At 66.6% G+C, this 25603-nt stretch carries 17 protein-coding genes and 1 pseudogene; 9 read left to right on the top strand and 9 right to left on the bottom strand.

Translation table 11 applies throughout. From position 1 onward, the window contains the following. Positions 1-50: 50 nt before the first annotated feature. The gene (locus QNO00_RS16160; RefSeq protein ID WP_284025250.1) at positions 51-1736 is read left to right on the top strand and encodes an FAD-dependent monooxygenase; all 1686 of its coding nucleotides are present in this window, start codon (positions 51-53) and stop codon (positions 1734-1736) included. Between the two features lie 28 nt (positions 1737-1764). Here QNO00_RS16160 and QNO00_RS16165 read toward each other — a convergent pair whose 3' ends face one another. Continuing rightward, positions 1765-2340 carry a helix-turn-helix domain-containing protein gene (locus QNO00_RS16165; protein WP_229968145.1) on the bottom strand — a complete coding sequence of 192 codons (576 nt, stop codon included), beginning with the start codon at positions 2338-2340 and terminating at the stop codon, positions 1765-1767. A 197-nt stretch (positions 2341-2537) separates the two neighbouring features. Here QNO00_RS16165 and QNO00_RS16170 point away from each other — a divergent pair, with 197 nt between their 5' ends. After that, a complete protein-coding gene (locus QNO00_RS16170) occupies positions 2538-4118 on the top strand; it encodes a sodium:solute symporter family protein (RefSeq protein WP_284025251.1) in 1581 nt (526 codons plus the stop codon). Between the two features lie 90 nt (positions 4119-4208). Here QNO00_RS16170 and QNO00_RS16175 read toward each other — a convergent pair whose 3' ends face one another. Together QNO00_RS16175 and QNO00_RS16180 are read right to left on the bottom strand one after the other, a co-directional pair. Next, complete coding sequence (locus tag QNO00_RS16175) at positions 4209-5363, bottom strand: AI-2E family transporter (protein ID WP_284025252.1); 1155 nt, start codon at positions 5361-5363, stop codon at positions 4209-4211. 50 nt (positions 5364-5413) lie between these two features. Then, entirely contained in the window at positions 5414-7249 is a 1836-nt protein-coding gene (locus QNO00_RS16180) for a long-chain-fatty-acid--CoA ligase (RefSeq protein WP_502863491.1), read from the bottom strand. A gap of 285 nt (positions 7250-7534) precedes the next feature. Here QNO00_RS16180 and QNO00_RS16185 point away from each other — a divergent pair, with 285 nt between their 5' ends. From QNO00_RS16185 to QNO00_RS16210, 6 genes are all read left to right on the top strand, one after another. Then, entirely contained in the window at positions 7535-8659 is a 1125-nt protein-coding gene (locus QNO00_RS16185; RefSeq protein ID WP_284025254.1) for a VIT1/CCC1 transporter family protein, read from the top strand. Positions 8660-8758: 99 nt separating this feature from the next. Then, entirely contained in the window at positions 8759-9586 is an 828-nt protein-coding gene (locus QNO00_RS16190) for an aldo/keto reductase (protein ID WP_229968137.1), read from the top strand. Positions 9587-9780: 194 nt separating this feature from the next. Next, the gene (locus tag QNO00_RS16195; RefSeq protein ID WP_284025255.1) at positions 9781-10740 is read left to right on the top strand and encodes a DUF6507 family protein; all 960 of its coding nucleotides are present in this window, start codon (positions 9781-9783) and stop codon (positions 10738-10740) included. After that, positions 10737-11294, top strand: a complete 558-nt coding sequence (locus QNO00_RS16200) for a hypothetical protein (protein WP_284025256.1) — start codon at positions 10737-10739, stop codon at positions 11292-11294. Before QNO00_RS16195 ends, QNO00_RS16200 begins: the two co-directional genes overlap by 4 nt. 290 nt (positions 11295-11584) lie before the next feature. Next, positions 11585-13558: a BCCT family transporter gene (locus QNO00_RS16205; protein ID WP_229968132.1), complete on the top strand. Its 1974-nt coding sequence runs from the start codon at positions 11585-11587 to the stop codon at positions 13556-13558. Between the two features lie 167 nt (positions 13559-13725). After that, positions 13726-15273, top strand: coding sequence for an alpha/beta hydrolase (locus QNO00_RS16210; protein ID WP_229968130.1), 1548 nt, complete (start codon positions 13726-13728; stop codon positions 15271-15273). 118 nt (positions 15274-15391) lie between these two features. Here QNO00_RS16210 and QNO00_RS16215 read toward each other — a convergent pair whose 3' ends face one another. The 5 genes from QNO00_RS16215 to QNO00_RS16235 all read right to left on the bottom strand — a co-directional run bounded on the left by QNO00_RS16215 (position 15392) and on the right by QNO00_RS16235 (position 22608). Beyond that, on the bottom strand, positions 15392-16801 hold the full coding sequence (locus QNO00_RS16215) for a sugar porter family MFS transporter (protein WP_229968128.1): 1410 nt from the start codon (positions 16799-16801) through the stop codon (positions 15392-15394). An 85-nt stretch (positions 16802-16886) separates the two neighbouring features. Then, positions 16887-17789: a succinate--CoA ligase subunit alpha gene (sucD, locus tag QNO00_RS16220; protein ID WP_229968126.1), complete on the bottom strand. Its 903-nt coding sequence runs from the start codon at positions 17787-17789 to the stop codon at positions 16887-16889. Positions 17790-17827: 38 nt separating this feature from the next. Next, entirely contained in the window at positions 17828-18997 is a 1170-nt protein-coding gene (gene sucC / locus QNO00_RS16225) for an ADP-forming succinate--CoA ligase subunit beta (RefSeq protein ID WP_229968124.1), read from the bottom strand. 210 nt (positions 18998-19207) lie between these two features. After that, positions 19208-21751, bottom strand: a complete 2544-nt coding sequence (gene pcrA / locus QNO00_RS16230) for a DNA helicase PcrA (protein WP_284025257.1) — start codon at positions 21749-21751, stop codon at positions 19208-19210. Positions 21752-21807: 56 nt separating this feature from the next. Continuing rightward, positions 21808-22608: an inositol monophosphatase family protein gene (locus QNO00_RS16235; protein ID WP_284025258.1), complete on the bottom strand. Its 801-nt coding sequence runs from the start codon at positions 22606-22608 to the stop codon at positions 21808-21810. A gap of 108 nt (positions 22609-22716) precedes the next feature. Here QNO00_RS16235 and QNO00_RS16240 point away from each other — a divergent pair, with 108 nt between their 5' ends. Further along, on the top strand, positions 22717-23349 hold the full coding sequence (locus QNO00_RS16240; protein ID WP_284025259.1) for a hypothetical protein: 633 nt from the start codon (positions 22717-22719) through the stop codon (positions 23347-23349). Positions 23350-23568: 219 nt separating this feature from the next. Here QNO00_RS16240 and QNO00_RS16245 read toward each other — a convergent pair. Then, positions 23569-25581: pseudogene (locus QNO00_RS16245) on the bottom strand (MMPL family transporter); the annotation flags it as partial. Positions 25582-25603: the final 22 nt, after the last annotated feature.

The following is a 25603-nucleotide window of genomic DNA, read 5'->3' on the forward strand; positions in this document are numbered from 1 at the left end:
CCCTGAGGCTAAAGTGGAACCGGGGCTCACGTCAAGACTAGGCTGTCACTATGGCGGCTTATCAGCACAGTGCGGACAGTAACTTCGACGTCGACGTCCTGATCGTGGGCGCGGGGCCCACGGGACTGGCCCTTGCGGCCCAATTGCAGAGTTTCGGCACCAGTTTCCGCATCATCGACCGCCAGTTGGCCCGGTCAAACCACTCGCGGGCGCTGGCCCTGCAGCCGCGCACCCTGGAAGCCCTTCGGCCGTTCGGCCTCAGCGCCGCCCTGGCCGCAGCCGGCCATCCGGCACGCGGCCTGCACCTGCACCTGCCGGAGCAGACCATCCCGGTGGATCTGGCCGACGTCGGCAGCGAAGACTCCGAGTTCCAGCACCTGCTCTTCCTTTCCCAGGCGGACACCGAACACGCCCTGCTTTCCCACCTGCAGGCGCGGGGCGTCCGGGTGGAACACGGCGTCGAATTCCAGGATCTGGCACGGCTGGATCCTGAAGATCCCTTCGCCGGCATGGAGGCCAAGATCCAGCGCCTGGACCGGGGCATCGAACGTGTCCGCGCCCGGTACGTCGTCGGCGCGGACGGCGCAAACAGCACCGTACGCTCCAAGGCGGGCATGGACTGGCGCAGCAGCGGCTACCCCGGAGACTTCGTGCTTGCCGACCTCGAAGCCGACGGCGTCGAGCCGGGCCTGATGCACTCCTACATCAACGAGGACGGCTTCATGCTGCTGTTCCCGCTGGGCAGCCCTGCCACCTGGCGGCTGGTTGGCATGAAGGAGCACGGAGACACTTCCGACGCCACCCTCGAATCGCTGCAGGCCATCGCCGACAAGTTCACCGGAGGCACGGTCACACTCAAGGATCCCGAGTGGATCAACACCTTCAAGCTCTCGTCCCGGATCGCGGAGTACTACCAGTCCGGCTCGGTGTTCCTGGCCGGCGACGCCGCGCACGTCCACTCCCCCGTGGCGGCACAGGGCATGAACACCGGCATTCAGGACGCGCTGAACCTGGGCTGGAAACTGGCGCTGGGTGCCCGCGGCTTGGCCTCCGATGAACTGGTTGACAGCTACGACGCCGAACGGCGGCCGGTGGGCCAGGGAGTCCTCCAGTTCACCGACCGGCTCTTCCGGCTTGCCTCCAGCCGCAGCAACCTGCTGAAGCTTCCCCGCACCAAGCTGCTGCCGGCCCTCGCACCGAAGGCTTCCGGGTCCAAGGCCCTGCGCGCCCGGCTGTTCCGCACGGTTTCCCAGCTGGACACCCAGTACCGCGGCAGCGACATGGTGGATACCGGCGACGCCCGCCTGCCGGCCTTCATCACCGCCGGGCCGAAGGCCGGAGACCGGCTGCCCGACGCCGTGGTCCGGGACAACGGCCGGGAAATGCGCCTGCACGAAATCCTCGCGACCCCGGGATTCCACATCCTCCTGTGCGGCCGGGGCTGGCCGGCCGACACGCAGCTTCGGCTGCACAACGCCCTGGGCCGCCTGTCACCGTGGCTGAGCGTCCAGCGCCTGAACGTCGGCAGCCGGCTGGCCGCCGACAGTCCCAATGAAATCCAGGACATCAGCGGACTGGCCTTCGAGCGCCTGGGACTGAGCGTCCGGCGTCCCGAGCTGCTGGTGGTCCGCCCGGACGGCCACATTGGCTTCCGCTCCAAGGGGATCGACATCACCGGAGCCGTGGACTACCTCAACCGGATCACCACTCCGACGTCCATCCACCAGCCAGCCTAGCCGCTTCTGCTCATCTGGTCCCGGCGGCTCAGCTGGCCGCCGGGCTGACCAGCGTCCACAGGACCACGGCCTCGTCATCGGTGGGATTGCTCCACGAGTGGGGCTCCTGGCCGGGAAACGTCACCGTGTCGCCTTCGGAAAGTTCCATCGACTCACCGGCGAACACCAGGACGAAGCGGCCCCGGGCCACATGGAGCACCTCGACGTCGCAGTCCACCGAGTAGAGGTCCGTCTCGCCGGAGCCGCGCGGCGCAATGACGGCGCGGATCACCTGCACCCGGCGCTCTGTCCGCGGAGTCACCAGCCGCTCGGTAATTCCCGTTCCGCCCAGATTCACCGACGGGGCATCATTCCACCGCGTCAGTTCGGTGGCCGGGGCCGTGAAGAGGTCCCCGATGGAGATGGACAGCACCTGGCACAGCGTCAGCAGGGAAGCCACCGACGGCGAGGTCAGATCCCGCTCCACCCGGCTCAGGAAGCCCTTGGTGAGGCCGGTTGCCACGGCTACCTGCTCGATGGTCATCCGGCGTGCCTGCCGCGCGAGGCGGATCCTCGGGCCGATGGCCACCGGCGCGTTCGAGGGCTCTACGGGCAAGGCCTTCATGACAACAATCGTCCTCTCATATGTGGCTTTCCCGCCGCGAAGTCGCGGGGTATCTTTTCAGAGCATATCGAGAGCGGCCAAACCGCCGGCAGCGGCGGCAGTCATCATTGACGGCGGACCTTCACTGAATTAGCCTACGGGACAACAAATGTTTACTTGGGAGCATACTCTCAAGCCCGGCTTACGGCAGGAATCTCATGGAACACCTCAATACCGCCATCGTGGTGGCTTACCTCGTTGGCATGCTGGCCTTCGGCTGGTGGGGCAAATCCCGAACCAAGAATGTCAGCGACTATCTGGTGGCCGGCCGCAGGCTGGGTCCCCTCTTCTACACCGGCACCATGGCCGCTGTGGTGCTGGGCGGCGCGTCCACCGTCGGCGGTGTGGGACTTGGATACACCTACGGCATTTCAGGCATGTGGCTGGTGGTGGCCATCGGAGCGGGCGTCCTGCTCCTGAGCGTGCTCTTCGCCTCCACACTGCAGAAACTGAAGATCTACACCGTTTCGCAGATGCTCACGCTGCGCTACGGAACCCGCTCCACCCAGGCGTCCTCGATCGTGATGCTCGCCTACACACTGATGCTGTGCGCGACGTCGACCGGCGCCTACGCGACCATCTTCGTGGTCCTCTTCGGCTGGGAGCGCTGGGTCTCGATCGCAGTCGGCGGCGCCGTGGTCCTGGTCTACTCGACCATCGGCGGAATGTGGTCCATCACCCTGGCGGACATGGTCCAGTTCGTGATCAAGACGGTGGGCGTTTTTGCCCTCATGCTGCCGTTCACCATCAACGCCGCCGGCGGCTGGGACGGCATTCGGGACCGGGTCGACGCCGAGTTCTTCAGCCTCACCGGCATCGGGGCGCAGAGCATCATCACGTACTTCGTGGTCTACACCCTCGGGCTGCTGATCGGGCAGGACATCTGGCAGCGCGTCTTCACGGCACGAACCCCGCTGATTGCCCGCTGGGGCGGCACCGCGGCCGGCATCTACTGCATCCTTTACGGCGTGGCCGGCGCAGTGATCGGCATGGCCGCAAGCGTGGTCCTGCCCGCCGTCGCTTCCAAGGATGACGTGTACGCCGACGTGGCCATCAGCATTCTTCCCGTGGGACTCGGCGGCCTGGTCCTCGCCGCGGCAGTGGCCGCCATGATGTCCACGGCGTCCGGCGCGCTGATCGCCGCCGCCACAGTGGCCCGGGCCGACGTCGTGCCCTTCGTGGCCGGCTGGTTCAAGGGGCGCAACACTGCCGGTTCCGGCACGCAGCAGGCCGCTGCCAGCCCGGAGACCGCGGAGAACCCCGAGCACTCCGTGGCGCAGAACCGCGCCTGGGTCCTGGGGCTGGGCCTGGTGGCCATCGGCTTGGCGATCGCGGTCCAGGACGTGGTGGCGGCCCTGACGATCTCCTACGACATCCTGGTGGGCGGGCTGCTCGTCAGCATCCTCGGCGGACTGGTCTGGAAGCGGGGAACCGGATTCGGCGCCGCGCTCTCCATGGCCGCCGGCACCGCGGTGACCCTGGGGACCATGGCCGTCCTGGAGATCACCGCCGAGCAGCAGTACGACGGAATCTACGCCAATGAGCCCATCTACTTCGGGCTGCTGGCCTCCGCCGCGGCGTACATTGCCGGCTCGCTGCTCACCGCGCGCACCGACGCCGGCGTCATGCGGGCCTGGGAGGACCGGGTCGCCGGCCGCGGGATCCCGGCTGAATCCGGTCCGGCTGAACCCACGCCGGCAGGTCCGGCCGCATCAATCCCGGCCGGCCAGGAGCGTTAAGACAGCTAGGGCCCTAGTCCGTTTTCGGCTAGGGCCCTAGTTTTTTCTGCAACGTCAGTTCTTCGGCGACGTCAGTCCTTCTCTGTGCCGTCAGTCGTTTTTGGCGACGTCAGCGGACTCGGAATCCTCGGGTTCCGGAAGTTCGGCGACGTCGTCGGGGTCGCCTTCATCCTCTCCGGTCCACACCTTGATAATCGCCCAGGACACCGCGGCAATCGGAACGGAGAGGATGGCGCCGATGATGCCGGCCAGGATGGTTCCGGCGGTCAGTGCCAGCAGGATCACCAGCGCATGGATGCTCAGCGTCCGGCCCATCACCACCGGCTGCAGGAAGTTGCCTTCGAGCTGGTTGACGGCGATGATCACGATCACCACGATCAGGGCCACCAGGGGGCCGTTGGCGACCAGGGCGATCAGGGCAGCCAGCACTCCGGCCGCCGTCGCGCCGACCAGCGGAATGAACGAACCGACAAACACGATCACTGACAGCGGCAGCGCCAACGGCACCTGCAAAATGAACAGGGCGGCACCGATGCAGATCGAATCCACCGCTGCCACAATGGCGGTTCCGCGCACGTAACCGCCCAGCACCTCCATGGCGCGGGCGCCGGACAGGCGGGCCTTCTCCTGCTTTTCGCCGTGGAACCAGCGCAGGAAGAACGCCCAGATCTTGTCGCCGTCCTTGAGGAAGTAGAAGAGCACCACTGCCATCAGGAGGAAACCGGTCACGAAGTTCGTCGCCGCTCCGATGCCGGCCAATGCGCCGCTGCCGGCCGTGGAGCTGGTCGCGAAGCCAATCGCTGCATCGCGGGCGTTCTCGATGGTGGAGTTGTCCACCGGAATCGGCCCGTCCTGGATGAGCGTGTACAGCTCATTGAAGCCGTTGACCGCTTGGTCCACCAGCGAGCTCCACTCGCTGCGGATGGCAAAAACGATGCCGGTGACCAGGCCGCCGAACGCTGCCAGCAGCAGCAGGAAGGAGACGCCGGTGGCCAGTGCGCTGGGCCAGCCCTTGCGGCGCAACCAATTCACGAACGGTGAGATGGCCGCTGCCAGAATCAGGGCCAGCAGCACCGGAATGACCACCAGGGTGACCTGCATCAACCCGTAGATCGTCACGCCCGCCAGGATCAGCACCAGCAGGATCTGAGCCGAACGCTGCCCGGCATGGCCCAGGGCGCCGCTCCAGTACCGCTGCGGGGAATCGGCGGCCTGACGCTGTTCGGGTAACGGTGTTCTGGGCATGTGCCTGGTCTTCCTGTTGGCGAAGCGGTTGATGAGTATGGCGGAGCGGGTTATGACTTGCTCTCGGGAGGGACCCCGGTGCTGCCCGTGACGGTTCCGGGCCCGGTGATGTGGTCGCGGACGTGCCGGCGCATCACCTTGCCGATCAGCGAGCGCGGCAGGTCCTGGATCTGCACGATCCGGCGCGGAACCTTGTAGGCCGCCAGCTCGCTGCGGACGTAGTGGCGGAGGTCCTCCGGGTTGAAGTGGGAGTCCTTCTTCAGGACCACGGCGGCCACCACGTCCTCGCCCCCGCCCTCCTTGCCAATGCCGACGACGGCGGCGTCCGTCACGCTTTCGTGCCGCTTGAGCGCCTCCTCGACCTCGGTGGGCGACACGTTGAAGCCGCCGGTGATGATCAGCTCCTTGATGCGGTCCCGGATCGTGACGAAGTGATCATCGTCCACGGACACGATGTCGCCGGTGCGGAACCAGCCGCCGTCGAGCAGTACCGCCTCGGTTTCGGCCGGCTTGTTCCAGTACCCCTGGAACACCTGGGGGCCCCGGATCAGGAGTTCGCCCTGTTCACCCTGCGGGCGGTCAAGGTACGGATTCTCCGGATCCACTACCCGGATGTCAGTCAGCGGAAACGGCACGCCGACGGTTCCGGGCTTGCGGGTGGGGCCCATGGGATTGCCGAGCGCCACCGGAGAGGTTTCGGTAAGCCCGTAGCCCTCGATCAGATAACCGCCGGTGGCTTCCTCCCATGCCTCCACGGTCTCCACCGGCAGGTTCATGGCACCCGAGATCGCAAAGCGCACACCCTTCAGGGAGATACCGCGCTCCTTTGCCTCGGCTGCCAGGCGCTCATAAATCGGCGGCACCGCGGGCAGGAACGTGGGCGGCGTCTTCTTCACGGCTTTGAGCACCAGGTCCACATCGAATTTGGGAAACAGCACCAAACGCGCGCCAAGGCTCATCGCGAAGGTCAGGCAGAGCGTCAACCCGTACGCATGGAACATGGGCAGCACCGCGTAGAACGTCTCCTTGCCCGGGCGCAGCCCCGGCACCCACGCGCGTCCCTGGGCAGCATTGGCCATCAGGTTGCCGTGGCTGAGCATGACCCCCTTGGGGGAACCCGTGGTGCCGCTGGTGTACTGGATGACCGCCAGGTCCGAGGCCTCCGGCCGGGGATGCCGGCGGCGCAGCGGCCGGTGATCGAGCAGCTTCTTCCAGGGAATGACGGTTCGGGTGCCGCTGCGCGGAGCCTTGGCGACGGTCAGGGTGGCACGGAGCTTGCGGACGGCGGGCACGGGCAGCTTCAGGGCGAGGCGGTTGGCCAGCGGCATGCTGTCGACGAGGTTCACGGAGATGATGCTGCGCAGCGGGATGTCGCCCGGCAGCGACTGCAGGCGGTCCGCTACCTTGTCCCACACCACGGCCACTGTGGCGCCGTGGTCCTCGAACTGGTGGCGCAGCTCCCGGTCGGTGTACAGCGGGTTGTGCTCGACGACGACGGCGCCCAGCCGCAGGACGGCATAGAACGCCACGATGTGCTGCGGGCAGTTCGGCAGCACCAGGGCCACGCGGTCGCCTCTGTCCACGCCGAGTTTCTTCAGGCCGGCGGCGGCGCAGCGGATCTGTTCGCCAAGGGCTTGATAACTGGTGACGGCACCGAAGAACTGAAGCGCCGGTTTGGACCCGAATTTGCGGATGGATTGCTCCACCATGTCCACCAGGGAACCGTCGGGAAGGCGCAGATCGGCGGGAACACCGTCACCGTAGTGACGCGTCCAGGGACGCATCTGCTCGGCCGGGACTGAGGAGGCATGTGTACTCACGTCCTCGACTTTAGCCGCTGGACGGAGTGCTTCCTGCCGCGTCCCGCCGGGTCCGGCACCGAACATACCTCCTGCTGGCTGCATGCTGCCTTTCTCAGGTTTCACATTGATCTCCGCTAGACTGTTGGCTCGAAGGGGAGTAGCTCCGGCCCTCCCGCAGATCCATATTAGTGAACGCTGACGGCGCGCACTTGTTCTGCGGATGCGGCCGAGGTCTGTCGACATACTGGCCGCCGTGCGGCCCGGCATTCCACCCGCTGTGCGCAGTGCAGGGGCGAGCGAGACCTTCGGTCAGTTTCGCCAACAGCTGACCGGAGCCCCAAAACCGCTCCGGTCCCCACCAGGAGCATCGTGAACACCCAACCTGCAGACGCACGGTCCGAACAACCGGAACCGCCGTCGTCGTCCGACCTAAAGCGCTGGCGGCAGTATCTTGCCGACGAACGCGCGGAGGCCGACACCTACCGGTACCTTGCCGAACGCCGCGACGGTGAAGAGCGCGACATCCTCCTCGCCCTGGCAGAAGCAGAAGGACGCCATGAAGCCCACTGGCGCGACCTGCTGGGCGAGGATGCCAACCGCCCGGCCAAGGCATCCCTGCGCAACCGGATGCTCGGAGTCCTGGCCCGCCGTTTCGGCTCGGTGTTCGTCCTCGCCCTGGCGCAGCGCGCCGAAGGACGCTCCCCCTACGCGCAGGATCCGAACGCCACCAGTGCCATGGCCGCCGATGAGCAGATCCATGAAGAAGTGGTGCGCGGACTCGCAACCCGCGGCCGGACCCGGCTCTCCGGCAACTTCCGGGCAGCGGTTTTCGGCGCGAACGACGGCCTGGTGTCCAACCTCGCGCTGGTCATGGGCATCGGCGCCACCGGAGTGTCCAGCGGGTTCATCCTGTTCAGCGGCCTGGCCGGTTTGCTGGCCGGCGCCCTGTCCATGGGTGCCGGGGAATACGTATCAGTGCGGTCCCAGCGGGAGCTGCTGGAAGCATCCCGGCCCACCCAGATCACACTGGCGGCGGCAAAATCCCTGGACATCGACGCCAATGAACTGGTGCTGGTCTACCGGGCACGCGGCATGTCCCGCGAGGCGGCCGAACACCGGGCCGCCGAACGCATGGGACTGTACAGCTGCGACTGCGACCCCAGCCTGTCCCTGAATCCGGAAGCCACAGCGGACGGCGCCGATGAACACGAAAGCGTGGGCACCGGACTCGGTGCTGCGGTGTCCAGCTTCTGCTTCTTCGCCTCCGGCGCCATCATCCCGGTCCTGCCGTACATTTTCGGCTTCACCGGGCTGGCTGCCGTCATCATTTCCTGCGTGCTGGTGGGGCTGGCGCTGCTCATGACCGGCGCCGTCGTCGGCCTGCTCTCCGGCGCCTCGCCGCTGAAGCGCGGCCTGCGGCAGCTGGCGATCGGGCTCGGCGCGGCCGGAGCCACGTATCTGCTGGGCCTGCTGTTCGGCACCGGCGTGGCGTAACCCTTCGGTTGCGTTGGCGGGGTTGCGTTGGCGGGGTTGCGTCGGCGGGCTCCTTGGAGAACGATGCGGAGTTCACGACACCTTCTGTGAGGACTTTCCATGAGCATCCTTTCTCCTGTCCTGCCACTGCCCAGCGGTGCCCAGATTCCGCAGATCGGACTGGGCACCTGGCCGCTGGACGACGGCGAAGCCGCCAGCGCCGTCGAGACCGCCATCGGCCTGGGCTACCGCCACTTCGACACCGCTGAGAACTACCGCAATGAAAGAGGTGTCGGCGAGGGGCTGCGCCGCAGCGGTCTGGACCGCGGCGAAGCCTTCATCACCACCAAGTTCAACAAGGAATGGCACAGCTTCGACGGTGTGCGCCGGGCCGCTGACGCCGCCCTGCAGCGGCTCGGCACCGACTACGTGGACCTGCTGCTGATCCACTGGCCCAATCCGGGGCAGAACCGCTATGTCGAGGCCTTCCGCGGTATGCGGGCCGTGCAGGACGACGGCCTGGTGCGCGCCATCGGGGTGTCCAATTTCAAGCCCGCGCACCTTCAGCAGCTGGCCGACGCCGGCCTGGTTCCGGAGGTGAACCAGGTCCAGCTCGATCCGTACCATCCGCGCCGTGACGTCAGGGAGGCCCATGCCGGCCTCGGCATCGTGACCGAGGCGTGGAGTCCGCTGGGCAAGGGCGGAGAGCTGCTGAACGATCCGCTGATCACGGCCTTGGCCGGCAAATACGGCAAGACCCCGGCCCAGATTGTCCTGCGCTGGGACCTTCAGTCCGGCATCGTCACCATTCCCAAGTCAGCCAATCCGCAACGGATGGCGGAGAACCTGGACATCGTCGGCTTCACCCTCGAGGCGGAAGACATGTCGTCCCTCGACGGGCTGGAAACCGGCGGCCCCATCTCTGATTCGGATGTTTTCGGCCACTAGCCGCGGGCACCCCCAACTTGTCCACAGGCACAACACCTCGGTATCACCGCTTCTCCGACTCGGTTAGATTGAGCGGACCGGCCGGGATCCGCACCGCGGATCCTCTCCGGCTCGCCTGATCAGCTGCCGGGAGGGCCGTCTTTGAACCGATCATCTGTGTGGCGTAGGCCTGCGTGGCAAGGAAGGGATCCATCATGGTTGCCTACGACATCGACACCGCTGCGGCGATGGACGCGGTCCGGAAAACGGAGGCAGAGCTTGCGGTTCTGGCCTCCGTTCCCGCCGAGTTCCAGCGCAGTGTGGACACCGTTGCGACCGCCCTGGGTTCCAGCCGGGTGGCCCGTGCCTTCACCACCCTGGGCGCGGGGGAAATCCTTCCGAACCTGCAGTCGGTCCTGAGCCGTGCCGAGGATGCAGTGCAGGGCGCCAACCAGGCAGTCGCCGAGTATCTGCGCGCAGACGAGGAGATGCAGGCGCGGGCTGAAGCCGCCGCAGCCGCCGTCCCGGACGCCTCAGGACATCGCGCGGAGTCAGCGCTCCCGCCTGCAGCTCTTCCCATTGTTCCGTCGGCACCGCCGGCGCCGTTGCCGAAATCCGGAGGGCAGGACTCAGGTTCTGCACGCGCACTGCCTGCTCCACGGCCGAAGCCGCTGCCGCAGAAGCCGGAGCCGGACCCCGATTCCGGAACCGTGACACCGCTGCCGGGTCCGCCGCCCTGGTGTCCGGCTTGGCTCTTCCGGCCGGCGCTCCCGGGACGCCCGCCCATCGTCGTGGCACGGGACTTGATGCTGCGGCTGTACTACCCCTGTCCGGGCAGCTGGCCACCCCATCCTGGCTGCCTCGGGCCGTGGTGGCGCGGCCCCGCTTATCCGCCCGGCGGCTGGTATCCCCGGTGGCCGGCCCGGCCCGGTCCCGCCTATCCGCCCGGCGGCCGGTTTCCCCGGCCCGGCCCCGCCTATCCGCCCGGCGGCTGGTATCCCCGGTGGCCGCCCCGGCCCCTGCCCGCGTTGTTCCCGAATCCGCGGATCACGCCGCCGCCCGGTCACGTTCATGCCTGGCCGTTGGAGGCCAAGCGGCTGCCCCTGCCCGTGGCCCCCGGCGGACCGGAAGCTGTTTCCGGCGAAAATTCCAGCGGAAAGTGGGGCCTGACATGAGTACCTTCATTGATCTGAGCGGCACGGCTGAACTGCCGGCCATACCGGAGCTTCGGGAAGGGGCAGCCATGCTCCTAAAGTGCAGTTCCCGCGCCGGTGAGTCCATTCGACAGGCCCACTCCCACTGGTCTCTCCTGGCGGCGGCCTATGCCGCCCCCGAGCAGCATCTGGTCCACGCCGCGCTGGACGGGCCACGGGTTGCCGGGGAGTCCGTTCTGGAGTCTGCGGTCCGTGCAGCTGCGGCGTTGGAGACCTTCGCCGCTGCCGTCGACGGAATCCGCCGGAAACGGCTCGCACTGCAGGGCGCTGTGGAGGATCTGCAGGCCGAAGAGCGGCTCGCTGCCGGTCCGGTCCTGGCCTTGTTGGGTGAAAACAGCCCCAAAACTCTTCCGGGGCACCTCCTGCAGGCCGAAGCCGACCGGCTCGCCGCCGATCTGGCCAGCGCCGAAGACGAGTGCATCCGCATCCTGACCCTGCTGGCCGGGTGGACAATCGACTCGACGACGAGCGGGGCGGGTGTGTACTCCGACACTCGTGTTTCCGCAATGCCCTAGGGCCACGGCGTTGTAGCGTGCACGGTACCGTTCAGGACCGCCCCGGCGATTTGACTTGCCCTGCCATGCGGGAAACTCTAATAAGGACTACGCATCACCAATACCAGGTGCGGGAGAAACGCAGAAGAGGGGCAGCGTCGCTTTCATCACCCGGTAGAGCCATGCCCGCAGACGAATAATCCTGCGAATCCGGGTCCCGGCCGCCGCCTCCCATGCTTGCCCGACGACTCCCCTTTGGGAGCCGGGCGTTTCTTCCGTTAACACCAAGGAAGCAACACCAAGGAAGGCCTATGGCTAACATCACTGAGCCCGCCCCCGTTCCGGGGCAGGATCCGGACGCACGCAGCGGAGCAATCCTCCATGGCGCGGACGCCGGAACGGCATCATCGAACGGTCGCCATCTGCAGGCAGAGACCCTGCAAGCGGATTCCGACCCGGATCAGGAACTGCTCCAGCAGCTTCGCGAAACCGAACGCGCACACGAAACCGCCCGCACCACCGAGACGCCCGCCAAGCTGGACAAGGTCCTCTTCGGCGTGACCGGCGCCCTGGCTGTCGCCTTCGTTCTGTGGGGCTTCTTCGGGCGCGAGTCGCTGGCGACCTCCTCGCAGACGGCGCTGGACTGGGTCATGAAGAACACCGGCTGGATGTTCGTCCTGCTGGCCTCCTTCTTTGTTGTCTACGTCCTGTGGCTGGCGCTGGGCCGGTTCGGCAACATTCCGCTGGGCAAGGACGATGAGGAACCGGAGTTCAAGACACTCTCCTGGATTTCCATGATGTTTGCCGCGGGCATGGGCATTGGCCTGATGTTCTACGGTGTGGCCGAGCCGGTGTTCCACTTCATCTCGCCGCCGCCGGGGACCGTTGACGGGGAAACCCCGGAAGCCATCCGCACGGCAATGGCCACCTCGATCTTCCACTGGGGCCTGCACCCCTGGGCCATGTACGCCATCGTGGGCATCGCCATGGCGTACGGCACCTACCGGCTGGGCCGGAAGCAGCTCATTTCCTCCACCTTCACTTCCCTGTTCGGCAGGGCACGCGTGGACGGTCCGCTGGGCAAGGTCCTGAACGTCTTCGCGATCTTCGCCACGCTGTTCGGCACCGCGGCCTCCCTGGGCCTCGGCGCACTCCAGATCGGCAGCGGCCTGGAATCCACCGGCTGGATCGGCACTGTCGGCACACCCATCCTGGTGGCCATTGTGGCAATCCTGACCGCCTGCTTCGTGGCCTCGGCCATGTCCGGGATTTCCAAGGGCATCCAGTGGCTCTCGAACATCAACATGGGCTTGGCACTGCTTCTGGCGGTCATCGTCTTCATCGCCGGACCCACCCTCTTTATCCTCAATGTCATTCCCTCCGCCATCGCTGACTACGCGGGGAACATGGCGGAGATGGCCTCACGGACCGAAGCTGTCGGGGACGAGACAATGCGCGACTGGCTCTCCGGCTGGACCATCTTCTACTGGGCCTGGTGGCTGTCCTGGACGCCGTTCGTGGGCATGTTCATCGCCCGCATCAGCCGCGGACGCACCATCCGGCAGTTCGTGACCGGCGTCCTGCTGGTTCCGTTCGTTGTCACCGTCCTGTGGTTCTCGATCTTCGGCGGAGCCGGCATCGGCGCTGCGCAGAACGCGGGGCCGGGTGAGGCCGACGCGCTGATTGCGTCGGCAGGCACCGACGCAGCGCTCTTTGAGCTGTTCGCCATGCTGCCCCTGCCCAACCTGATAGCAGCGGCCGTCGGGATCCTGGCCATGGTGCTCGTGGGCATCTTCTTCATCACCGGAGCCGACTCCGCCTCCATCGTGATGGGCTCCCTCAGCTCGAACGGAGCCGAGCATCCCGCGCGCGGCATCATCATCTTCTGGGGTGTCCTCACCGGAGCCGTTGCCGCAGTGATGCTCATGGCCGGCGGCGACGATCCGTCGCTGGCACTGGGTGCGCTGCAGCGCATCACCATCGTGGCGGCCCTGCCGTTTGCGCTGGTGATGCTCCTGATGACCGTGGCCCTGGCGAAGGATCTGGCCCGCGATCCGATCGCCCTGCGGCGCCAGCTGACCAAGAACGTGGTGGAGCGCGCCATCGCCTCCGGCGTTGACGAGCACGGCGGGTCGACCTTCGATCTGGCCACTCAGGAACACGACACCACGTCGCAGGATGCTCCGGCACCGGCTTCCGTTCCGGGCGCCGCCTCGCAGGCCGCAGCCGACTTCCGGGAACCCCGGAGGGGCGCCGACGGCGGCAGCCTCCGCCCGCGCCGCTAACACCGGTTTCATCAAAGGGATCCCCGGGCTTGCCCGGGGATCCCTTTTTTGCTGCCCGGTGGAACCCCTTCTCTTTCCGCCCTTGTGCGACTTCCTGCCGCCCAGTAGCCTGCCGAAAGTTACCGCCCGGTAACTGGCTTTTCCTCGCACTCGACAATGGGGTCACTATGAGAAAGCACGTTCGCATCCTGGCGGTTGCCGCGGGGCTCCTGAGCTCGTCCCTGGCCGCAGCCCCCGCCGCATTAGCCGCACCGGCGCCCGCACCGGTGTCCCGCACCGACGTCGTCGTTACCAGTTTTGACGGCACACCGATCCACACCAACTTCTTCCCGGCCACCGGCCTGGCCGCCGGGCAGCAGGCGCCCACCGTCATGGTGGGACCCGGCTTCGGGCTCCCGGGTGCACGGATTCCGTCAAGCACCACCAGCACCCTGATCGGCTCCATCGGCATCGCTCCGCTGCGCGACGCAGGCTACAACGTGGTGACCTGGGATCCGCGCGGCTTCGGCCTCAGCGGCGGCGAGGCCTACGTCAACAACCCGGCATACGAGGGCCGGGACGGCGAGGCGCTCATCGATTTCATCGCCGCCCAACCCGAAGCCCGGCTGGACGCGCCGGGCGATCCGGTGCTCGGCATGGCAGGCGCGTCCTATGGCGGAGGCATCCAGTTTGTGCTCGCCGCCCAGGACCAGCGGGTGGACGCCATCGCCCCCACCATCGCCTGGAACGACCTGACCACCAGCCTGTACAAGGCGGGCTCCTTCAAGACCGGCTGGGGCGCCCTGCTTTGCGCGGAGGGAACCGCGCTGGGCCAGCTCGGCTCACTGGTCGGCAACCAGGGTGCGCTGGCCGCCCCCGTGCGCAAGGCCTGCACGGAGGGCCTGACCTATCCGAACCGGCTCAGCGCTGAATCGGTGGCCTACTTCAGCTCGCTGACGTCCGAGGAGATGTTCACCTCCATCACCGCCCCCACCCTGATCATTCAGGGGACGGCGGACACCCTGTTCACCCTGAATGAGGCCACGCGCAACTACGCCCTGATCAGCGGCACCGGCACCCCCGCGAAGATGCTCCAGTTCTGCGGCGGGCACGGTCTGTGCAACTCGACGGCAGGCCCGGACCGGATCACCCCGGCCGTGCTGAACTGGTTCGCCAAATACCTGAAGGATCAGCCGGTGAGCACCGGCCCAGCGTTCGAGTTCATTGACCAGGCGGGCGTGACGCGCGGCGCTCCGGGTTACCCCGAAGCCACCGGCGCCCTGGCCGGCACCGGCAAGGGTTCCCTGCTGCTCTCCCCCGTTGCCGTCAGCGGCGCCGTCGTGGCAGCAGCCGTAGCGCCGGCGGCACTCAACGTGCCGATCACCGCGCCTGCGGTATCCACCTCGGTCTTCGGTGCCCCGCAGCTGACGCTGACCTACCGGGGATACGCCCGGCAAGGCAGCACCCACGTCTATGCGCAGATCATCGACAGGGCCCGGGCCTCACTGGTGCTGGGCAATCAGGTTACGCCGGTGCCGCTGGTACTGGATGGCAAAGAGCACACGCTGACCATCCCGCTGGAAGAGGTCTCCTACACCGTGACCGCCGCCAGCAGGCTGGTGCTGCAGGTAACGCCGGCGTCATCCGTGTACGCCCCGCCCAAGGCGACGGCGCTGACCAGCTTCACCGCTGCGGTCAGCCTGCCGACCGTGGCGGCATACCCGGCTGTTCCCTAGGCACCGGCCAGACAACGGGCTAAGAACCTACTGGCAGAAACGACGAAAGGGAACCTGCAACGCCGTTGACCGCGGCGGGCAGGTTCCCTTTCAATTGGGGCGCCTATCCGGATAGTGCCTACTTGGTTCCGGCGGCCTTCAGCTCCGCTTCCACCTGCTCCAGGCTCTTGCCCTGTGTCTCCGGCATGAACCGCTTCACGAAGAGAATGGCGCAAATCCCCAGCGCCACGAAAATGAAGAACGTGCTGGAAATTCCCAGCCCGGCCATCAGCATCGGGAATGAGAAGCCGACGGCGAAGTTGGCCATCCACTGCACGAAGACCGAGAGCCCCATGCCGAGCCCGCGGACCCGCAGCGGGAAGACCTCGGCGATCATCAGCCAGGTGACCGGGGAGATGGAGCCCTGTTGGAAGGCCAGGAACAGGACGGTCAAGGACAGCACCACAAACCCTCTGGCTGTGCCTTCGGCCATGGTCAGGGAGGCGACGCCGATCAGCAGCAGCGTCGTTGACGTACCGATCAGTCCGGTGATGAGCATGGGCCGGCGGCCCACCTTGCCCAGCAGCCAAATCCCCAGGATCGCCGCGGCTACCGACACCACGCCGTTGGCGATGTTCGCGGTCAGCGCGGCCTCGGTGCCGAAACCGGCGTCGGCCAGGATCTGCGTGCCGTAGTACACGATCGCGTTGACGCCGGTGATTTGCTGAACCACCGACATGCCCATGCCGATCAGCAGCACCCGGAACAGCCATGGTTCGGCGAAGTCCTTCAGCGACCCGTGGCGGGTGGTTTCATGGCTGGCCAGGGCACGGACGTCGTCGTACTCCGTTTGCGCGTCCTCCGAGCTGCGGATTTTCTGCAGCACCGCCATCATCTGCGGGTACCTGCCCTGCGCGGCGAGCCAGCGCGGGCTCTCCGGCACAAACTTCATGCCGATCCACAGCGCGATGGCCGGGAGCGTGGCGACCGCCAGCATCCAGCGCCAGATATGGTTCTCGTCGCCCCACACATTGCCGATCACGGCATTGGTGGTGAAGGCCGCCAGCTGGCCGGTGACGATCATCAGCTGGTCCCGGGTCACCATTTGTCCGCGCCGGGCGGCGGGCGCAATTTCGGACAGGAACATGGGCACGACGGCGGACGCGCCGCCCACGGCCAGGCCCAGCACCACGCGAGCGACGACCATCAGCCCGATGGAGGGAGCAACGGCGGTCCCGAGGGCTCCGGCCAGGAAAACCACGGCCAGCGCCATCAGCAGCCGGCGGCGGCCGAAGCGGTCGGCGAGGTGGCCGGCAACCAGCGCGCCGAAGGCCGCCCCGAAGAGCAGGCTGGAGGTGATCAGGCCTTCGGTGAACGGTGTCAGCCCGAGGTCCGCCTGCATGAAGGGCAGCGCCCCGTTGATGACCCCGGTGTCATAGCCGAACAGGAACCCGCCCAGCGTGGCAATCCAGGAGGCGCGGCCCAGCGCGCCGCGGTGGCGGTTCCCGACCGGTTTCGCAACCGTCCCGGGGGAAAGAGTTGGAGACATCAGTTTCTTTCTGCTTATATCCAAGCGCGCAAAAACCCCCGTCGTCCGGAGGAATTCCGGCCGACGGGGGCGTTGCGTGCGTGTACTAGAGGGCTGCGTAGACTTCGCGCAGCAGGGTGGCGGTCTCGGACGGCGTCTTGCCGACCTTGACGCCCGCAGCTTCAAGGGCTTCCTTCTTGGCCTGCGCGGTTCCTGCGGAACCGGAGACGATGGCGCCGGCGTGGCCCATGGTCTTGCCTTCGGGAGCGGTGAAGCCGGCCACGTAGCCCACAACGGGCTTGGTGACGTTGGCCTTGATGAACTCGGCCGCACGCTCTTCGGCGTCGCCGCCGATTTCGCCGATCATGACGATGGCCTTGGTCTCGGGATCAGCTTCGAACGCAGCCAGGGCGTCGATGTGCGTGGTGCCGATGACAGGGTCCCCGCCGATGCCGATTGCGGTGGAGAAGCCCAGATCCCGCAGTTCGTACATCATCTGGTAGGTCAGGGTGCCGGACTTGGAGACCAAGCCGATCGGGCCCTTGGAAGTGATGTTGTTCGGGGTGATGCCGACGAGGGCTTCGCCCGGGGTGATGATGCCGGGGCAGTTCGGGCCGATGATGCGGGTGACCTGGTTGCCGTTCTCGTCCACCTTGGACTGGGCGTGGGCCCAGAACTCGGCGGAATCCTGCACGGGAACGCCCTCGGTGATGACGACGACGAGGCCGATGCCGGCGTCGATCGCTTCCATGACGGCATCCTTGGTGAAGGCCGGCGGCACGAAGACGATGGAGACATCGGCGTTCGTCTTGTCCATGGCCTCGGTGACGGTGCCGAAGACGGGCAGTTCGACGTCGCCGTGCACGACCGTGGTTCCGGCCTTGCGGGCATTAACGCCGCCGACAACCTGGGTTCCGGCCTTGAGCATCAGGGCGGTGTGCTTGGTTCCTTCGCCGCCGGTGATGCCCTGAACGATGACCTTGGAGTCCTTGTTCAAAAAGATAGACATAAGGGGATTCTCTTTCTAAAAGGTTCGACAGGCTGGGGTCAGCGAGCGGCGTAAGCGAGCTCGGCAGCCTTGTCGGCGCCTTCGTCCATGGTGGTGGCCAGCGTGACCAGCGGATGGTTGGCCTCGGCAAGGATGCGGCGGCCTTCTTCGACGTTGTTGCCGTCCAGGCGGACGACCAGCGGCTTGTTGGCTTCGTCGCCGAGGATTTCCAGGGCCTTGACGATGCCGTTCGCGACGGCGTCACACGCGGTGATGCCGCCGAAGACGTTCACGAACACCGACTTGACCTGCTCATCGTTGAGGATGACGTCCAGGCCGGCGGCCATGACGGATGCCGAAGCTCCGCCGCCGATGTCCAGGAAGTTGGCCGGCTTCACGTTGCCGTGCTTCTCGCCGGCGTAGGCGACGACGTCGAGCGTGGACATGACCAGGCCGGCTCCGTTGCCGATGATGCCTACCTGGCCATCAAGCTTGACGTAGTTGAGGTCGTTGGCCTTGGCCTTGGCCTCCAGCGGGTCAGCAGCGTCCTTGTCTTCCAGCTCGGCGTGGCCGGGCTGGCGGAAGTCTGCGTTTTCGTCCAGGGAAACCTTGCCGTCGAGGGCGACGATGTCGCCGGCGCCGGTCCGAACCAGCGGGTTGACCTCCACCAGGGTGGCGTCTTCCTTGACGAAGACGTCCCAGAGCTTGAGGATCGCGTTGACGACGCCTTCGCGCAGTTCAGGGGCGAAGCCTGCGGCGTCAACAATCTCTTCGGCCTTGGCGGAATCGATGCCGACGGCGGGATCAACGGCAACGCGGGCCAGGGCATCGGGGCGCTCAACGGCGAGGACCTCGATCTCCATGCCGCCTTCCACCGAGCACATGGCCAGGTAGTTGCGGTTGGCACGGTCCAGAAGGACCGAGAAGTAGAACTCCTCGGCGATGTCTGCGCCCTGGGCAATCATCACGGTGTGAACGGTATGGCCCTTGATGTCCATGCCGAGGATGTCGGAGGCGTACGAGAACGCCTCGTCAGGGGTCTTCGCGACCTTGACGCCGCCGGCCTTGCCTCGGCCACCGACCTTGACCTGTGCTTTGACGACGACTACGCCGCCAATCTTCTCGGCTGCAGCTTTTGCTTCTTCAGGAGTGTGCGCCACGATTCCGGCAAGCACGGGTACACCGTGCGCCTCAAACATATCGCGCGCCTGATATTCAAACAGGTCCACGGGCTAGTGTCCTTCTACGTCGAAGTAGGTTTACGTTCGATCAGATGATCGCCGAAGCAGATGCGTCATGCCGGTCTGCCCCACTGGAACTTTAGTCGCTCGGCATCGAACGCCGTCCCCAGACTACCTCTTTAGTGATTAAGCGCACAGTTCTATGGTTTGTAGAAATCGAGGCGGGTGGGTTATTGCGGACGGCAGCCGGTCCGGGGGTCAGGACTCCTTGGTCAGGGGCGCGTAACGCAGCAGCAGGCGCTTCTCGCCGACGTCGAACTTCACCTTGGCGACGGTCTTGTCGCCGCTGCCCTCCACCGCGAGCACCGTCCCGGAGCCGAAGGTCGTGTGGTTGACCTTGTCGCCCACTCCCACGGAGATGACCTCCTTCTGCGGCTGCACCCGGCCAATGGCCTTGGACACGGGGGCGGCGGCGATGCTGCCTCCGGTGCCGTTGCCCGACGACGACCCCGCACCCCAGGAGGAGCCGCCGTAGCGGCTGGACGTGGAGCCGGCGTTACCGCCCCACGTGGGCCGGTCCATGCCCTCGCGCTTCCACTCAATCAGGTCCCCCGGGATCTCCCCGACAAACTGGCTGGCCGGGTTGTACTGGCTCTGCCCCCACATGCTGCGCACTTCCGAGCGCGTGATGTACAGACGCTTGCGCGCCCGGGTGAGCCCCACGTAGGCGAGCCGGCGCTCCTCGGCCAGTTCCGCCGGATCGGTGGCGGATCGCTGGTGCGGGAACAGCCCCTGTTCCATGCCGGTCAGGAAGACCACGGGGAATTCCAGGCCCTTGGCGGTGTGCAGGGTCATCAGGGTGACCACGCCCTGGCGGCGGGATTCCTCAACGGCAGCGGCAACTTCCTCCGCCGAGCCCTCCGGGGCGTCCGGTATGGAGTCGGCGTCGGCCACGAGGGAGACCTGTTCGAGGAACTCCCCCAGGGACCCCTCCGGATTGTCCTTTTCGTATTCGCGGACCACCGCCACAAGTTCTGCGAGGTTCTCCACCCGGGATTCGTCCTGCGGGTCCGCCGAGGAGCGCAGCTGGGCCAGGTACCCGGTCTGTTCGAGCACCGCTTCCAGCGCGGCGGCCGCACCGGAACCGTTGGCGACTTCGGCGAGATCGTCAATGAGCTTGACGAACCCGTTGACGGCATTCAGCGAGCGGGTGGCCAGCCCGGGGGCCTCGGCCGCCCTGCGCAGGGCAGCCATGAACGAGATGCGCTCCCGTTCGGCCAGCGCCGCGACGGAATATTCGGCGCGGTCGCCGATCCCGCGCTTGGGTTCGTTCAGGATCCGGCGCAGGTTCACGACGTCGTCGGAGTTCACCAGCACCCGAAGGTACGCCAGCGCGTCCTTGATTTCCTTGCGCTCGTAGAACCGGGTGCCGCCCACCACCTTGTAGGGAAGCCCCACCCGGACCAGGACGTCTTCGAGGGAACGGGACTGGGCGTTGGTGCGGTAGAACACCGCCACATCGCCGGGACGCAGGTTTTCCTCGTCCTGCAGCCGGTCGATTTCCTCGGCGATGAACCGGGCTTCCTCGTGCTCGTTTTCACCGACGTAGCCGATGATCTTCTCGCCGCTGCCCTCCGCCGTCCACAGCCGCTTCTCGGGCCGGTTAGGGTTGCGGGAGATCACCGCGTTGGCCGCGTTCAGGATGTTCTGCGTGGAGCGGTAGTTCTGCTCCAGCAGGATGGTCCGGGCCGACGGATAGTCCTTCTCGAAGTCCACGATGTTGCGCACGTCGGCGCCGCGGAAGGCGTAGATGGATTGGTCCGAGTCACCGACCACGGTGAGTTCGGCCGGAGGGATGTCGAGCGTGCTGCTTTCCCCCGGCACCCCCACCAGCTCGCGGACCAGGGCGTACTGGGCGTGGTTGGTGTCCTGGTACTCGTCCACCAGGATGTGGCGGAACCGGCGGCGGTAGTACTCGGCCACTCCCGGGAAGGCGCGGAACATGTACACGGTCTGCGCGATCAGGTCGTCAAAGTCCATGGCGTTGGCCGAACGCATGCGCTCGGTGTAGCCCCTGTACACGTCAGCGACGGCCTGCTCGAACGGATCGGCCAGGTTGGCGGTGGCGGCGTAGGTCTCGTCGTCGATCAGTTCGTTCTTCAGCGCCGAAATCTTGTGCATGATCATTTTGGGCGTGAACCGCTTGGGATCCAGGTCCAGGCCCTTGGCCACCAGGGTGATCAGGCGCAGCGAGTCCGCGGAGTCGTAAATGGAGAAGTTAGAATTCATCCCCACCGATTTGGCCTCGCGGCGCAGGATGCGCACGCAGGAGGAGTGGAAGGTGGAGATCCACATGGTCTTCGCGACCCCGCCCACCAGTGCCTCAATCCGCTCGCGCATTTCCGCGGCGGCCTTGTTGGTGAACGTGATGGCCAGGATCTGGCCGGGGTTGGAGCGTCCGGTAGCCATCAGATAGGCGATCCGGTGGCTGAGGACGCGGGTCTTGCCGGACCCGGCCCCGGCAACGATCAGCAGCGGTGAACCGCCGTGTTTGACCGCTTCCTCCTGCTGCGGGTTCAGGCCCTCCAGCAGTTCCGCTGCCCGGTGTTCATTGACGCGGGAAGCCCTCGGGTGCTCCGCCCCGTCGCGGGCGGCGTCGGCCGAGGAACCGGTCCGGGCAGAGCCAGTCCTGGCGGACTCCGTCTGGCCGGGTTCGGCTTGGGCGGTGCCCGTTTTAGCGGTGCCCGTTTTGGCGGTGCCCGTTTTGGCGGCTGAAAAGTACGGATCAAAAAGATAGTCCATGGTGTTCTTAAGTCTAGGTGCTGCCGCTGACCATTCCGGCGGATCCACACCGCCGGCTAAACCGAAGCCAGCGCGCCGCCGATTTCGCGCACTGCCGAGGCGGTTCCCGCGATATGCCAGCGGAAGCCGTTGATGACCGCGACGGCGGTGCTGCCGCCGGCGGCCCGCACGATTGCCTTGCCCGGCAGCCAGTCCCATTCCGGGCAGCTGTGCTGGAACCAGGCCCCGAGCCGCCCGGAGGCGACACCGCCAAGGTCACAGGAACCCGACCCCAGCATGCGAATGGTCGCGGTCCGGGACGCGGCAGCAGTCCACGGACCGGCCACCTCCGGACGCATCAACCAGGTCGGATGCAGATAGGTCCCGGCGCTGAGGCGATCCAGCGGGACATCCTCGAGCCGGGGAAGCAGCGCCCCGTTGAGGGTCGCCGGATGGCCTTCACCGCCCAGCCACAGCCGGTCTTCCTGCGGTTGGTAAATGGCGCCCAGCAGCACCTCAGGATCTCCGTCCACGGCTTCCGGATCGTCTGCTTTCAGGGCAAGAGCGGAGCACCAGTACGTGGAGCCGGCAAAAAAGTTGTAAGTGCCGTCCACCGGATCAATCACCCAGGACCGGCCGGACGTGCCCGTGACGCTGGCGCCTTCCTCCCCCACGATCCCGTCATTCGGACGCAGCCGGCGAAGCCTGTCCACCACCAGCTTTTCCGCGGCGTGGTCGGCGGCCGTCACGACGTCGGACACAGTGGTCTTGGCAGTGGCCGTCAGGCCCTGCGAGCGCATGCGCAGGGCCAGCGCACCGGCGTCGCGCACCAGGTTCGCGGCCAGGGAAAAGTCGTCTTTTGCGGCGTGAACACTCATGCAGCCACCCTAGCGGGCGGCAGCGGCCTCCCGGCAAGCGCAGCGGCGGCGAGCCCCGGAGGCCGCCGGATCGCGGCCCTGAACCATGCAGCGGCCATACTGTTAAGCATGGGAAAAACTCCGGCACAGCGGGCAGCGAAACACGGTGAGAAAGCCGTCCAGCCCCCGCACCTAGCGAAACTGACCACTGCCCGCGCTCCGCAGCAGCCCAAGAGCAACGCCAACCTGCTCCTGGTGGCGGCGGTGGCGACCACGCTCTTCATGTTCTTCTACCTGCACATCATGGTGCTGGACCAGATGACCCAGCTGAGCAACGGCATGGCCATGCCAGATTCGCTGGTGGGCGGCTACAGCTCGGAGTACCTGGCGGACCTGCGCTCGGTGATGGACGCCGATGCCCTCGGCCAGCTCAGCTACGTGCACAAGACCGCCGGCACCATCTTCCCGCTGATGTTCGGGTTCACCTGGCTGCTGATCATCGGCCTGAACGCCCGCGGCCGGGTCAAGCGCTGGGTGTTATGGGCCGCGCCCATCCTCTTTGTCATCGTGGACCTGTGGGAGAACGTCGCCATTGATGCCGCTCTGGGCTCTGAAGCCCTCTCGAACGGAGACGCCGCCCTGGCCAGCACCCTGACCATAGCCCGCTGGGTGCTCTTCGGGCTGAGCCTGCTGGCGGCCGTGGTTGCCGTGTTCAGCAAACGCACCGGGCCCAGCCAGAGCACCCCGAAAGCTACGCCGTAGGGTTCCTCCCCCGATGCAGCCAGACCCAGTGAGGGCCCGGGCCCCGGGGGAAGGCGGGCGCGGGCCCGCCCCGCGGGGGTGCCGGGGGGCGTACGGCGTGGGCGCCCGGTGCGCGCCGGCGGGTGCCGCGTCCAGCACCGGACCCGAATCGTCGCCCGAGGTCCGGGCCTCGTGCCGGCCGCCGGTGCCGCCAGGCGCGGCAGGCTTGGACGGCCACCAGAACTTCTCGCCCAGGATGAAGGCCAGCGCCGGAACGATGACCGTCCGCACCACCAGGGTGTCCAGCAGGACACCGATCGCCACGGTAATGCCAACCTGGGTCAGGGTAACCAGCGGCAGCACGCCGAGGACGGCGAACACCGCGGCCAGCAGGATGCCGGCACTGGTGATGACCCCGCCGGTGGAGCGCAGGGCACTGAGCATGCCCTGCTTGGTGCCCATGGTCATGGCGTTCTCCCGGGCCCGCGTGGTCAGGAAGATGTTGTAGTCCACCCCCAGGGCCACCAGGAAGATGAAGCTGTACAGCAGCGTGAGCGTGTCCAGGGCCGGGAAGCCAAGCACGTTCACGAACAGGAACCAGCTGATGCCGGTGCTCGCGACGAAGGTCAGCAGCACGGAGGCGACCAGCAGCACCGGCGCCACGAGGCTGCGCAACAGCACCAGCAGGACCAGGAAGACCAGGATGATCACCGAGGTGACCACCAGGGTGAAGTCGTGGGTGTTCGCCGCGACCTGATCCACGCGCTCGGCGGCTTCACCGCCGACCAGGGCCCCGTAGTCCGGATTGGCGGCCAGATCCGCGCGCAGTTCCTCGATGAAGGCATTCGCCTCGGCGGTGCCGGGTTCGTAGCTATCGATGACGTCGATGCGGGTCATCCCGTTGTGCTCGGACGCCACGTCCGCTCCGGAGACGCTCTCCCGCTCCGCGAGTTCGGCCACTGCCGCATCGGCACTGTCCGAGTTGACCAGCACGATCACCGGCGAGGAGGACCCGGCGGGGAAGCCTTCGGCGAGTGTTTCAGCGGCGGTGACAGCCTGCGGCTTCTCCGTGAACTGTTCGTTTTCGCTCAGGCCGATCTGGACGTTGAGCAACAATCCGCCTGCGGCCAGCAGCACGACGACGGCCGCGCCGGCAATGCGCTTGGGTGCACGTGCCGTGGCCTCGCCGAGCTTGCCCCAGAACTTTCCTTCACGGGCGGCGTCGCCGACCTTGGGCACGAACGGCCAGAACAGTTTCCGGCCGAGCAGTACCAGCGCGGCGGGCAGGATGAAGAGGGCGCTGAGAATGGCCAGGACAATGCCGGTCGCTGCCGAGAAGCCCAGGCCGCGGTAGCTCATGGTGTCGGTAAAGAGCAGCACGAGCAGGGCGAGGATCACGGTGCCGCCCGAGGCGATGATGGCTTCCCTGGTCCGGGAGAGCGCCCGGCCCATGGCCGAATACTTGGATTCATGGATGCGCAGCTCTTCGCGGTAGCGCGCGATCAGCAGGAGCGCATAGTTGGTGGCGGCACCAAACACCAGCACGCTGGTGATGCCCACCGCCGAGGGGTCCACATCGATGCCAACCACCGGGGCCAGCAGGTCAACCACTTTCAGGGCTGCCTGCTCAATGGTCCCCACTACCGCCAGCGGCACCAGCCAGAGCCACGGCGAACGGTAGGTAATGAGCAGCAGCAGGGCCACCACGCCGGCCGTGACGGTCAGCAGGATGAAGTTGGCGCCGGAGAACACGCCGGCCAGATCCGCCGTGAAGGCGGCCCCGCCGGTCAGCTCGGCGGTGAGACCCTCCGGAGCGGCATCGGAAATGCCCTGGCGCAGGCTCTCCACTTCAGCCGACACGGCGTCACCGTCGTCGGCGGCAGCCTGGAGGGTCACCGGAACGAGGGCCACCAGCTTGTTTTCGGAAACGATCGGCGGCACCTGGGGCGGCGGACCCACAGCGCCGAGCTCAGTGGCAGCCGCGTTGATGCCGGCGATCGCGGCCTGGTCGGCGTCGGTCATTGCCGCGCCGTCGGCCCGCGAGACGACGATCAGCGCCGTGGATTCCTGGGCATCCGGAAATTCTTCCAGGAGTTCGTTGACCTGCGTGGTTTGGTACTTGTCGCTGAGGCCGCCGACAGTGGACGCCTCGTTTTCCTGCGCCGGCAAAGCAAAGAGGCCAATGATGACCGCAAGGCTCAGCAGCAGCGTAATCCAGGCCGCTTTGGCGGATTTCACTATCCCTGCGTACATGCTCGCTCCTGGTGCACTAAAG

The sequence above is a fragment of the Arthrobacter sp. zg-Y1219 genome (genome assembly GCF_030125545.1).
Lineage (GTDB): Bacteria > Actinomycetota > Actinomycetes > Actinomycetales > Micrococcaceae > Arthrobacter_B.

What these genes read in the sequence shown, in the direction of transcription:
- QNO00_RS16195 (WP_284025255.1), top strand. Translation starts at nt 9,781, where the DNA reads ATGGTTGCCTACGACATCGACACCGCTGCGGCGATGGACGCGGTCCGG.
- QNO00_RS16205 (WP_229968132.1), top strand. Translation starts at nt 11,585, where the DNA reads ATGGCTAACATCACTGAGCCCGCCCCCGTTCCGGGGCAGGATCCGGAC.
- QNO00_RS16215 (WP_229968128.1), bottom strand. Translation starts at nt 16,801, where the DNA reads ATGTCTCCAACTCTTTCCCCCGGGACGGTTGCGAAACCGGTCGGGAAC.
- QNO00_RS16240 (WP_284025259.1), top strand. Translation starts at nt 22,717, where the DNA reads ATGGGAAAAACTCCGGCACAGCGGGCAGCGAAACACGGTGAGAAAGCC.
- QNO00_RS16165 (WP_229968145.1), bottom strand. Translation starts at nt 2,340, where the DNA reads ATGAAGGCCTTGCCCGTAGAGCCCTCGAACGCGCCGGTGGCCATCGGC.
- QNO00_RS16200 (WP_284025256.1), top strand. Translation starts at nt 10,737, where the DNA reads ATGAGTACCTTCATTGATCTGAGCGGCACGGCTGAACTGCCGGCCATA.
- QNO00_RS16160 (WP_284025250.1), top strand. Translation starts at nt 51, where the DNA reads ATGGCGGCTTATCAGCACAGTGCGGACAGTAACTTCGACGTCGACGTC.
- QNO00_RS16170 (WP_284025251.1), top strand. Translation starts at nt 2,538, where the DNA reads ATGGAACACCTCAATACCGCCATCGTGGTGGCTTACCTCGTTGGCATG.
- pcrA (WP_284025257.1), bottom strand. Translation starts at nt 21,751, where the DNA reads ATGGACTATCTTTTTGATCCGTACTTTTCAGCCGCCAAAACGGGCACC.
- sucD (WP_229968126.1), bottom strand. Translation starts at nt 17,789, where the DNA reads ATGTCTATCTTTTTGAACAAGGACTCCAAGGTCATCGTTCAGGGCATC.
- QNO00_RS16235 (WP_284025258.1), bottom strand. Translation starts at nt 22,608, where the DNA reads ATGAGTGTTCACGCCGCAAAAGACGACTTTTCCCTGGCCGCGAACCTG.
- QNO00_RS16175 (WP_284025252.1), bottom strand. Translation starts at nt 5,363, where the DNA reads ATGCCCAGAACACCGTTACCCGAACAGCGTCAGGCCGCCGATTCCCCG.
- QNO00_RS16210 (WP_229968130.1), top strand. Translation starts at nt 13,726, where the DNA reads ATGAGAAAGCACGTTCGCATCCTGGCGGTTGCCGCGGGGCTCCTGAGC.
- QNO00_RS16180 (WP_502863491.1), bottom strand. Translation starts at nt 7,249, where the DNA reads ATGTTCGGTGCCGGACCCGGCGGGACGCGGCAGGAAGCACTCCGTCCA.
- QNO00_RS16190 (WP_229968137.1), top strand. Translation starts at nt 8,759, where the DNA reads ATGAGCATCCTTTCTCCTGTCCTGCCACTGCCCAGCGGTGCCCAGATT.